The following is an 11,502-nucleotide window of genomic DNA, read 5'->3' as shown; positions in this document are numbered from 1 at the left end:
AATGTAGAATTTATTCTACATTTACTTTATGTTTTGGTATAACTAATTTTGGAATGCTTACGGTAACGGTTCCGTTGTTGAATTTAGCAGTGATGTTTTCGATATCGATGCTGTTTTCAAATCTTACAGTTTTTACGCAGGTTCCTGCTTTTAGGGAAGATGCAATTACTTCTGCGGTTTCATCTTCTTCAAATTCTTCAATGTATGCTTTGAAGGTTGCTTCAACAGTAATGTCATTGTCTCCAGCTTCAATGGAAATATCTTCTTTGCTGATTCCTGGAACAGCTACTTTAAGGTAGTAAACATCTTCAGTTTCGATTAAGTCAGCATCCAAACTTTGCACGGTTGCTTTTTTGTAATCGTTGTATTTTTGATCTGCAGTTTTTTGCATGTTTTTAAGGCTGTCTTTAAATTCGTCAATGCTTTTGTATAAATCACTGATTACATTGTCTGCAATATTTTTGCCTTTTTCTTTGGTTTCTTCGAATTTTTCACCAAATTCATCTTTTTTATCTTCGAATTTGTCTTTGGTTTCATCAAATTTTTCTTCGGTTTCTTCATTTTCTTCAGAGATTTTGGTTTCAATAGTTTCGCTATCTACCATAATTTTCACGCTCCTTATTTTGATGAATTGCATGAATGTATTTTATTTACTTTTTGTTACTATATAAAGTTTTCTATTTTTATAACTAAAAGTTATTTAAAAAATAATTCTTTTAATCTTTGGTTTTTCATATAAATAAGGTGTTATTTTATAAAATTTATGATTTATTTCATTGGTATTATTAATGGGGATTATTTGATTGCTAAAATTAAATAAAATCCTACTTTATAATTTGTTGAAATTGTTCTTAGTAGGAAGTAAATATGCAATTTTTTATGATGTCCTTAGGGTAAGAATATTTTTCACTAAAAAGATTTGATAATGTATTAATTGTTTTTATCTAATCTCTTTCATTGAATTTCATATTTTTTTAATTTTTCATGAAATTTTTTCAAAAGTCGGGCTAAAATTCTCAAAAATAAGCATTTAATTTAAAATGTAAAAATAAAAAAAGAAAAGGACTAGGAAAAAATCCTAGTTAATTAAACATAATAATTTCTTGTTATATTATAACTGTACAGGAAATCCGGTACCTGTGGAACCAAAAGCTTCAGGGGCAAGGCCCTGTTCATGCATAATTTTTAATTCAGTAAAGAAAAGGAAATACTGAAGCGGAGTAAACTGACTGCTATTTGTTTTGATTGATGCATGCATCATTTGATTAAAGGTTTCTTCTATGGATGCAGCAGTGACATTGTAACCGCAATTCTTCAAAGTATGAGTAGCAATCAATATTGTTTCTTCAATGCTGGAATGATTCCTGTAAACATCTAAAATCAAATCAAGATATGAGTAATGCAGATCAGGACGTTCTATAAAAGCCTTTCCATTCTGTTTATTGAAGAGTTCTATGTATTTTTTGGATTCATTGTCGATTGACTTGTGTAATTCATCTGCTTTGTGCATTTCATCCTTATAATAGGAACCGTTCATTTCTTTGGAACCTGTATATACTGATCCGTCAATCATTTGGTACATCATGGCTTCCACTTCACTGAAGGATATTTTTAATCCTCCATCCCTTAATACATGGGTTGCGATTATTACAGTGTCTTCAAATGAATAGTGTTTGTAAATCTCTAAAATCAAGTCCATTTTAGAGAATTTTTTACCGTTTGACATTGTTTTTAAATGATTATCTTGGAAGTATTTGTTATATTTTGCAATGTCTTTTTTAAGAGAATCTTGATTTTCAGGACTTAAATCAATATGTTTTGGATTTTTTACACCAACGGTTGGAACTACTTTTTGGTCTATAGGATTTTGATTTGAATTCCCAACTGCAGCGGTGGAACTGTTGCTATTGACAATAGTGCCATTAACATCTGCATTATTTCCAACAGAAATAATGCTGTTATCATTGGTGTCATTTTGAACAGTATTATCTATTTCATCTACACTACATTGATGATTAATTGCATGGAGGGATGCATCATCAATGGTACCATTAATATCTGTTGCTGAAGCAATGCCAACACCGATAATTAAAATCAATAATGAAAATGTGATTAATGCAAATTTTTTCATATTAACACCTTTCTTATTTTTTGAAACTTGTATTTTTCACTGTAAGTTTATTCAAGACCATATATAAAGTTTTTCGAGTGTAAGTGCCCACTTACATCTTAAAATAATTTAAAAATAACTAATTAATCTAATTTTAAAAAAATAAGTGTTTTAAAGGCGCCGTCAAAAATCGTCATGATTTTGTGTAATTTTAGTTGAGATTGTCAACAGCATTTCTTCGTGTCCATCTGATTTGTTCTGCCTTTTTTTGGTAGGATAAATAAGCAATGGACTCATATTCTAATGATTTTTTGCAAATTGGCAGTGTATAATTAGAATATCTTTTTATAAAATTTTCTAAACTTGTGGTGCTGTTTTCCCACATTCTGGACAGATGTATTGTTTTTTACGTATATTCTTCCATTTATTCGGTTTTGCAGGTCTGGAGCCATTGCTGCCGGAAGGCATTATCATATTCGGTTTCTCCTTCACATATCATAACCCTGCACAAATTTTAAAAATAATGATATATAACTATTAAGTAAGTAAAATAAATATTACTGATGATTAATTTATTTATTTAACCAGTGAGTTTTCGAAGATTGGGGATAGCCAAATGTGGATGTTCACTGATAAATGGGGGATATATCATGATTAGCGAAGAGGAAAAAGCGAAAATCAAAGAGGAGATAGTAACCAAAATTAACTCTGTTTTAGAGAAAAACAACGAATCATTCAGGATGGATAAAGTAAACATTCTCAATAAAGCTGAGACAGTCAAATTCATGGGAAACTACAGGGTTTATGACAGAAAAAATTACAACGCTGTCTCAAGAGAGATTAATACTTTCTTAAAGAAATACGGGGATGTTGAAATAAAATCTAAAAAAATCAGGGACAGCGGCATGAAATTTACAGCAGTAAGCTTTAATTTCGAACTATAGTTGTTTTGTTATATGGAAGATGAATATTGCTTAAGTTTGCAGGCAATGTTTAGATAGCTATGCATAATTTGATAAATTAAGAATAAAAGAAAATGAGAGTGCTTAATTTTAATTTAAGCACTATTCAACGAAGATAGTTTTTTTTACTAATTATTTCAATCTCTTCTAAAGAGATCTCTTGTATATACCTTATCCACAACGTCACCGAGGATGTCTGAATCAAAGCGATTTGCGAGAATTACATCGCTTTCGCTTTTGAAACGGTCAATGTCATTCACCACTTCAGACCTGAAGAATTCGCTTCCATCATCCAGTGTCGGTTCGTAGATAATAATAGGAATTCCTTCTGCCCTTATGTTTTTCATAACGTCTTGGATAGCAGATGCGCGGAAATTGTCACTGTTACTCTTCATGGTAAGGCGATAGACACCGACTGTTTCGGGATTTTTTGAAATAATCTGGTCTGAAATGAAATCCTTACGCACTACATTTGAATGGACAACAGCCTCTATCATGGTCTGCGGAACATCTTTATAGTTTGCTAACAGCTGTTTTGTATCTTTAGGCAAACAGTATCCTCCGTATCCGAATGATGGATTGTTGTAATGTCCGCCAATACGGGGATCCATACAAACACCGTCTATAATCATCTGTGTGTCGAGACCTTTTGTCTGGGCATATGTATCAAGTTCATTGAAGTAGCTTACCCTCACGGCAAGGTAAGTGTTTGCAAAAAGCTTTATGGCTTCGGATTCTGTTAAATGAGCAAGCAATACTGGAATGTCTTGTTCAGGACAACCAGCTCTTTTTTCTTCTTCTCTTGCACCTTCTAGGAGAAGGTCTGCAAACATCTGGCATTCCTCTTTTTGGTCATCATCACATCCAACGACTATACGGCTTGGGTGAAGATTGTCATAAAGCGCCTTTGACTCACGAAGGAATTCTGGGCTGAATATAATGTTTTTAATTCCATACTTTTCACGCACAGATTCTGTATATCCGACAGGTATTGTTGACTTGATAACCATAAGGACATCGGGATTGACCTTAAGAGTCCATTCTATCGCATCTTCCACTGCGGAGGTGTCAAAGAAATGATTGACATCATCATAATTTGTTGGTGTGGCAATGATAACAAGTTCGGCATTCTTATAGGCGGATTCCTTATCTGTAGTTGTATGAAGGTTAAGTTTTCTTTCACCCTCTCGTGCCTCTTTAAAGAATCTTTCTATTTCATCATCCTGAATAGGGCTAATAAACTGATTAAGCTTTTCTGCTTTTGATTCTGTTGTTGTGATTGCTGTAACGTCATGTTTTTGAGCGAGTAGAACTGCAAGGGAAAGCCCTACATATCCCACACCTGCAACTGTAATTTTCATTTAATCCGTCTCCTATTTTGTCTATTTTTTTCATTTAAATAATTTATTTTTCTTGTTTAAAAACTTTTTTGAGGATATAATTTTACATTTAATTAAAAATTAAGAGTAATTGCATTTCTGGAAATGAATTTTCATTTTCCAGAGCACAATTTAATCAATAATAGTCATCATCTTCCTCTTCTTCGGGAGTTCGGTTTATTTTTTTAATGGAGCGAATGACCTTATTGATTTCATCAACACCTTCGCCTTCAATGGCTGAAATGAAGATGGATTTGTTTTCATCATCTATATACTGGTTGAGATATTCCTTATCTTCCACTAAATCCATTTTATTGAATAAGTAATACACAGGAATCTCAGCAAATATTTTCTCGATTTGCTTAAGCAGGTTATATTGGTTTTCCAGGTGGAAGCCGCATGTCTCTGATGCATCAAAAATAAACAGGATTGCATCGGCCAAATGCTCAAGCGCAACAATAGCATTCATCTCAATATCGTTCATCTCCAAAACAGGCCGGTCTAGCAGTCCGGGAGTATCTATAATCTGTATGCTTCTCCAATGTATTTCAGTGTGGCCGATTTGAATACCTTTTGTTGTAAATGGGTAATTTGCAACTTGGGGATCAGCACCGGTAATTTGCCTTAAAAGGGTTGATTTTCCTACATTTGGAAAACCGGCAATGACTATTGTGGTTGCGTCAAAATCAATTGTAGGCATATTTCTTAAGTTTTGTTTTGCAAAATCCAAAAAGTCCAAATCCTTTTTGATTTTATTCACAACAGAAGATATTCTTCCGTATGCTTGCTTTTGTATTGCAGTTGCCTTTTCAGAAGGATTTTTCCTGATTTTGGCACCATACTCCTTTTCAAGTTGGGTAATGATTCCATAAGCCCAATTTAAAGCTCCTAAGGATTGTTTCATATCATCCACACCAACAGTGATGTCGATATAATCCTGATAGAATGGGTGGAGTTCCTCAATTTCCGGAACTGCATCGATAATTGATTTCAATTTGTCTTTAATAACTTGGCATGAAGTGACAACTCTTCTCTCTTCTATTCTTTTGCCTTTTAAATGTTTAGGGATTTTCTGAGACCTGATTAAGTCTGCTTGCTTTTTACCCCTACTAAATCCCTTGTCTAATAATTCTTCTGGAGTAGGTATTGTCGGTATCATCATTTATATCACTTTTAATATCAATTAGTTATTCTTCTCTCACATTTCTATACTATAGTTTAGATTTGGCAGGTTAATTAAATTTATGGATATGTCTAATAATGGAGATGATTATATTGGAGTATTATTAAGAAGTTCACGGACATTCAAACCAACAAATCTTTTGGCAGAAATATAGAAAAACGGTGCCAAAAAGAATGTTGAAAGTGACTTTACAAGTTCAATCAAATCGAATCCGTCACTGAATCCGACAATGACTGTAATTGCAAATATCTGTGAGATTATAACTGCACTTACAACTCTTATAAAAGATTTAATATCAAACAGGCATGCTAAATTCCATATTTCACGGAGATTGAAAGCCTCTGTAAATTTTCCTTTATGCAGGTATCTGTTTAACGATCCTGCGATAAAACAGAGATATGTCAGTACAAATAGGATAATGCCTATTACTGAAAGTATAATGTTTCCGTTCATGTTCACTTTTGCCATATGAACAAAGAATGTCAGGGGTATGGAATAGATAAATGTAAGGGCGGATTTTTTAAAGCCTTCCCAGATTAGCTTTTTTAAATTGTTGATTTTTGGATGTTCATCCGAACCGTTAAGAGTATACCATGAGACATATGACCCGTATCCCATAACAATAAGCAGAGTTACAGCCAACATTCTCCAGAATGAGTTGAGATGCTGGTTTGCAGTGGCAATGGAGGTAATTGCCATCAGGGCACTGATTACTAGGATTCCCTTTCTATCGCTTAATGCATACTTTACTGCATTACCTATATTGCCAACAAATAATCTCATAAAGATGGACTCCAAATGTAAAATGTGTATTTTTCAAAAAATTCAAAGTTCGTTATTCCTACTAATATTTTGATAATTATAAATGTTAATGATGAACATTTGAAAAGTGATTGATATTTCCGATGGTGTCATCATTTATATCACATTAAATATCAATTAATTATTTTTTCTCTCAACATTTCTATAATATAGTTTAGTTTTGATTGGTTAATTAATTTGTGGATAAGGTTCAATGCTGTCAAGCTAAGATTTTTTCTAATTTTTTTTTCATTGAATATTTTTTCGTTTATTCTAATTCTTTGATTAATTATTTTAATAAAATTTAGGGGGTTGACCTGCTGCTTGAATATTATTTTTCATGTATTTAATTTAATAAAGTGTTTATATTTAATTTGACGAGCCGTTATTCTATGAGCAGTATGGAATTGGATTTAAAAAAGGAAGCACAGATATAAAAAATCATGTTCAAAAAAAACTTTAGATGAAATTCTAAAGATGAAGCAGTTGATGAAATCGCTGAAAAGTATAATGCTTACAACATTCCTTAAGGATTAATCTATAACTGAATTATTGAGTGAAAAGATTCCATAATTAATCAATGGAATCACATATTATATTAGACAATTAAATATGAGAAACTATAAAAATATTACTTGGAAGTTCTATGATTGACCGATTAAAAAATAACCTACATAATGATAGAAAAATAGCAGTCATATTGACAGTTTTGTTTATATTCAATCTTCTCCTTTTCATTAACCTATTTGAATATATGACTATTGTAAAACATGTAAATATTTCTATATTGCATGAGGCGGGCACCATTATCTCAGCAATTATTATCTTAGGATTTATTTCAACCCGACTTCCAAGACTTAAAGAGATTACTGATGGATCCATTTATGAAATCGCTTATCTGGTAATTATTGGCTTGTTGAGTATTACAGTTTCTTATTTTAACAAATCTACAAATGGAGAGTCTTTATGGGCTCCATTTCTGGAAATGTTTAGGATGCTGTCAGTAATATTGATTTTAACATTCATAGCCACCAAATCCAAAAGTTTCAATGCTACTGTCAGAGGCAAGATTTCAAGAAAATCAATAATATGGCAAATCATCATATTTTCAGTCCTTGGAATTTTATCATCATATTTCACTTTAAGCGTTAACGGAGTCCCTGCCAATGCAAGAAGCTTGGTCGTGATGATTGCAGCATTATTCGGAGGGCCTTTTGTTGGAATCCCTGTCGGACTCATTTCCGGCGTTTGGAGATACTTCCTCGGAGGGCCTACTGCCCTTTCATGTTCCGTTGCAACAATACTATGTGGTATTATAGGGGGATTAATCTATAAATGGAGTGATGGTCGGTTTTTAAATCCATTCAACGGTGCGCTACTGATGTTTCTCTATAGTGGATTTGACATGTTTATAATATCAGTTTTAAGTTCCGGAGGACAGGGTTTAGTCATTGCCAATGCACTTTATGCCCCAATGACTTTCACCGCAGTGCTTGGAATGCTATTGTTCACCATGTTTTTAACTGAGAAAAAAGAGGAAGCTTCAACAGAACTTGAAAAGGAAGTTCGGGAAAATAGGCAAGACATTTCAACCAATATGGATATTATTGATGTTCATACCGAAAGAATAATGGAGTTATCACAGGAATTAGAGGAATATAAAAATAAAGTCGATAAGCTGGAACAGAAACTAAAAGAAAATGAAAAATAAAGGTTTGAGAGTATCCTTTTAAAACACCATCATTTCAAAATTTTACATAAACAACCATCTTGACTATTCAAAACATATTTCATCAAATTTCAAATCGTGATATTAATTTATACACTTTAGAGTATTTTGATAAGTGATTGATATTTCCGATGGAGCCATCATTTATATCACTTTAAATATCATTAATTATTTTTCTCTCAACATTTCTATACTATAGTTTAGATTGGGTTGGTTAATTAAATTTGTGGATAAGGTTATGTATTTCAGTAGCATATTTCTTGTTTCATGAAATAATATAAAGTTTTTCAATTAAAAACAACACAATTAATGGAATCTCCTAATATTGCTATCACCTTAAAATCACTTTTGGCGGACAATCAAATACCTTTTTAATGTTTTAAATCAAAAATTAAAATATGAAAGGGATTTTTGAATTTGTTGAAAAATATTTTTTCATTGTAATATTGTTGGCGGTAGCTATTTCTCTACTTTATCCAAATTCATTTAAATGGGTTTTAAGTGAATATAATGGTGTCAACATAATTAATTTACTTTTAAGTATTGTTCTTTTTACAATGGGAACCACATTGAAAGTTGATGACTTTATTAATGTGTTCAGGAATCCTAAGGAAATTGCAGCTGGAATTTCAGCACAATATGTCATAATGCCTCTTTTGGCATTTATTCTTGCAAGTGCATTTTCCCTGGATACTGCTTTGACAGTTGGACTAATTCTTGTTGGAACTGTGCCTGGGGGAACAGCATCTGATGTCATCACTTTTCTTGCAAAAGGGGATGTGGCATTGTCTGTTTCTTTGACTGCAGTTTCTACTGTGATTTCACCCATATTAACTCCAGTAATCACATTATTGTTAATCGGTAATCAGATTCATTTCAATCCGGTTGACTTGTTCATTTCAATTGTTCAGATAGTGATTGTCCCACTTATTTTAGGTTTAATATTGAATTACAAATTCCCTAATTTTTGTGAAAAATTAAAAGATTATTTGCCTACAGTATCATCTATTGTAATTTGTTTAATCGTTGCAGGAGTAATTGGAGCAAATAAACAAGCTATTTTAACTTCATCCTATATAATACTCATTGTCATTGTCCTACAATATATTCTTGCAATGTTAATTGGATTTGGAATTGGCCGCCTTGTAGGAATGGACAGAAAACAGATAATTACAATAGCTATCGAACTGGCATTTCAAAATTCAGGTTTGTCAACTAGCCTTGCAAAAACTCATTTTCCAAACTTATCTCAGGCAACTGTTCCCGGTGCGCTTTATTCTGTCTTGCAGAATTTTGCAGGATCAATTCTTGCCTATGCATTCAGAAAATATCATTCCTGACTGCCTCAATCTCTTCAAGGTCGAAGTAGTTCAATGGATATAACAAAAACGTTTAAATTAATTAATAACAAATATGGTAATTAAATAAAAAAAATTAAAGATTTTATTCAATTCAATAAACAAAATTTATGAATCAGTGCCCAATATTATTTAATGGGTGTAATCATTTCCAAGATTGTTTAAGGGGGATTTTAAGTTGGAAATAAAATATCTATCCAAAAAATTTATAGTTCTGGTTTTCTGTGGACTGCTACTGTGCAGTATGCCTGCAGGCGCAGCATGTACCGGAATATATGTGGGCAAAGATGTTAGTGCTGACGGTTCAGTGATTTTTGCACGGTCAAACGACTATCCTGATGTTTGGGGAAATCATATCAAAGTGACCCCTAGGCTAGAGAATGAGCTTGGTCGTCTAATGCCCATAAGCGCGGATGGAAAGATAAAAACAGAAATTCCGGCAACCACTTTTAAATACACTTCTACACCATTTATGAACAGCACACAGGCATACAACGAACTGTGCAGTGATGCAACTGCATGCACCAATGAATACGGTGTGTCCATAACTATGGCTGTTACAGCCTTTCCAAACAATGCCTCATTGGAAGCGACCCCTTAGTAGATGATGGACTTACTGAACTTGCAGCTTCGGACCTTGTTATCTGTCAGAGCAAAACAGCTAGGGAAGGAGTCGAAGTTCTTTTGGGAACCATTGATAAGTATGGAAGTAGCGAATCCAATATTGCCATGATTGCTGATCAGAACGAAGTATGATATGTGGAGATATATACTGGACACCAGTATGCTGCAGTGAAATTGCCAGCTGACAAAGTATCAGTCTTTGGTAATGAGTATAGCTTAGAGTACTTATCTGACTATGAGGATTCCATCACATCCAAAGAATTAATTAGTCTAGCAGAGGAAAATAACTTCGCGGCACATGGTAAAAATAATGAGGTTAATTTGTTTGATACTTATTCAGGAAATCAGACAACAACCGAATACTCCCATATGAGAACCTGGATTGGACACCAAATTCTAGCGCCTTCAAACTTCAGTGCAGACTACAACCATAATGCTAGATATCCTCTTTGCTTCACACCAGATAAGGATGTTTCAGTACAAGATGTCTGCCAACTCTTGCGAGATAGATTTGAAGGAACAAAATATTCCCCTGATGAGACCGGTAGAATTGATATGAGAGTGATTGGAACTGAGACAACACTAAGTGCCCATGCGATACAGGTATTCCCAGATTTACCTGTGGAAATGTCATATGTTAGTTGGGTCAGTTGCGGCCCGCCAAATTATGGAGTGTTTGTACCAATATCCAATGATTGTATAAATGTCAGTGAGCCTTACGGAGCCAATCAACCTACGGAGAAGGAAGGTGAGTTTGATACAGATAAATACCCGTATTATGTCTTTAAAGAACTTAGTAGTCTCTGCATTGGACCAGAAAACTATGAAGATTATGGTGAGCCTGTGCAAAGTTACTGGTATGATGCAGAAAGCAATATGTTTGCTGGAATGAGCAAAGTACTCTCAAATGCAGCTAAAATGAAGGACAATAATACGCGAGCAAATTACATCACTTCATACTGTAATGATATGCAGACTCAAGCATTCAAAGATGGGAAACAAATACTGAACGATGTAATCTGGGCACAAAACAAAAACAGCAAAACTTTAAAGGTTAAACTCAACCCGGAAACCCATGAAATGACAGGTGAAGAGTTAGATTACCCTCCAATTGAACTGAAACTGGATGCATCAAATTACAAAAAGGTTCCTGAAGCACAAATATGATGCCATATTGCATTGGAACGTTATTAGGTATAATTAATGTACAATATGGGGAAATAATGCTTAATTTGAACTATTAAATAATAAAAAAAGATAAAATGAGAGATAAAACTCTCATGCTTTTTTAAGCTTTTTACCTAGTTTTTTAATCTCTTTATCCAACAGTCGAATGTCAGAACAAAAATGACCGCC

General features: G+C 33.4%; 8 protein-coding genes and 1 pseudogene. 4 read left to right on the top strand and 5 right to left on the bottom strand.

Annotated features, from left to right (window positions below; translation table 11 throughout):
- Positions 1 to 10: 10 nt before the first annotated feature.
- A complete protein-coding gene (locus tag ACJMLZ_RS06165; RefSeq protein WP_405304584.1) occupies positions 11 to 604 on the bottom strand; it encodes an Hsp20/alpha crystallin family protein in 594 nt (197 codons plus the stop codon).
- A 507-nt stretch (positions 605 to 1,111) separates the two neighbouring features.
- The gene (locus tag ACJMLZ_RS06160) at positions 1,112 to 2,131 is read right to left on the bottom strand and encodes a hypothetical protein (RefSeq protein WP_405304582.1); all 1,020 of its coding nucleotides are present in this window, start codon (positions 2,129 to 2,131) and stop codon (positions 1,112 to 1,114) included.
- A gap of 629 nt (positions 2,132 to 2,760) precedes the next feature.
- Between ACJMLZ_RS06160 and ACJMLZ_RS06155 the strand changes: the two genes are divergently transcribed.
- Positions 2,761 to 3,054, top strand: coding sequence for a hypothetical protein (locus tag ACJMLZ_RS06155; protein ID WP_405304580.1), 294 nt, complete (start codon positions 2,761 to 2,763; stop codon positions 3,052 to 3,054).
- A 155-nt stretch (positions 3,055 to 3,209) separates the two neighbouring features.
- Here ACJMLZ_RS06155 and ACJMLZ_RS06150 read toward each other — a convergent pair whose 3' ends face one another.
- From ACJMLZ_RS06150 to ACJMLZ_RS06140, 3 genes are all read right to left on the bottom strand, one after another.
- The gene (locus tag ACJMLZ_RS06150; protein WP_405304578.1) at positions 3,210 to 4,433 is read right to left on the bottom strand and encodes a nucleotide sugar dehydrogenase; all 1,224 of its coding nucleotides are present in this window, start codon (positions 4,431 to 4,433) and stop codon (positions 3,210 to 3,212) included.
- A 154-nt stretch (positions 4,434 to 4,587) separates the two neighbouring features.
- A complete protein-coding gene (locus ACJMLZ_RS06145) occupies positions 4,588 to 5,613 on the bottom strand; it encodes an NOG1 family protein (protein ID WP_405304576.1) in 1,026 nt (341 codons plus the stop codon).
- A gap of 108 nt (positions 5,614 to 5,721) precedes the next feature.
- Positions 5,722 to 6,417 (bottom strand): DUF4013 domain-containing protein, encoded by a 696-nt coding sequence (locus ACJMLZ_RS06140; protein WP_405304574.1) that lies wholly within the window; start codon positions 6,415 to 6,417, stop codon positions 5,722 to 5,724.
- Positions 6,418 to 7,189: 772 nt separating this feature from the next.
- Between ACJMLZ_RS06140 and ACJMLZ_RS06135 the strand changes: the two genes are divergently transcribed.
- From ACJMLZ_RS06135 to ACJMLZ_RS06125, 3 genes and pseudogenes are all read left to right on the top strand, one after another.
- Positions 7,190 to 8,146, top strand: a complete 957-nt coding sequence (locus ACJMLZ_RS06135; protein ID WP_405304572.1) for a LytS/YhcK type 5TM receptor domain-containing protein — start codon at positions 7,190 to 7,192, stop codon at positions 8,144 to 8,146.
- Positions 8,147 to 8,562: 416 nt separating this feature from the next.
- Positions 8,563 to 9,504 carry a bile acid:sodium symporter family protein gene (locus tag ACJMLZ_RS06130; protein ID WP_405304570.1) on the top strand — a complete coding sequence of 314 codons (942 nt, stop codon included), beginning with the start codon at positions 8,563 to 8,565 and terminating at the stop codon, positions 9,502 to 9,504.
- 262 nt (positions 9,505 to 9,766) lie between these two features.
- Positions 9,767 to 11,313 (top strand): annotated as a pseudogene (locus tag ACJMLZ_RS06125) (C69 family dipeptidase).
- Positions 11,314 to 11,502 lie beyond the last annotated feature (189 nt).

The sequence above is a fragment of the Methanobrevibacter sp. genome (assembly GCF_045126245.1).
GTDB lineage: Archaea > Methanobacteriota > Methanobacteria > Methanobacteriales > Methanobacteriaceae > Methanocatella.
Note: the sequence above shows the minus strand (reverse complement) of the source record. Positions and strands in the feature narration are given on the sequence as shown.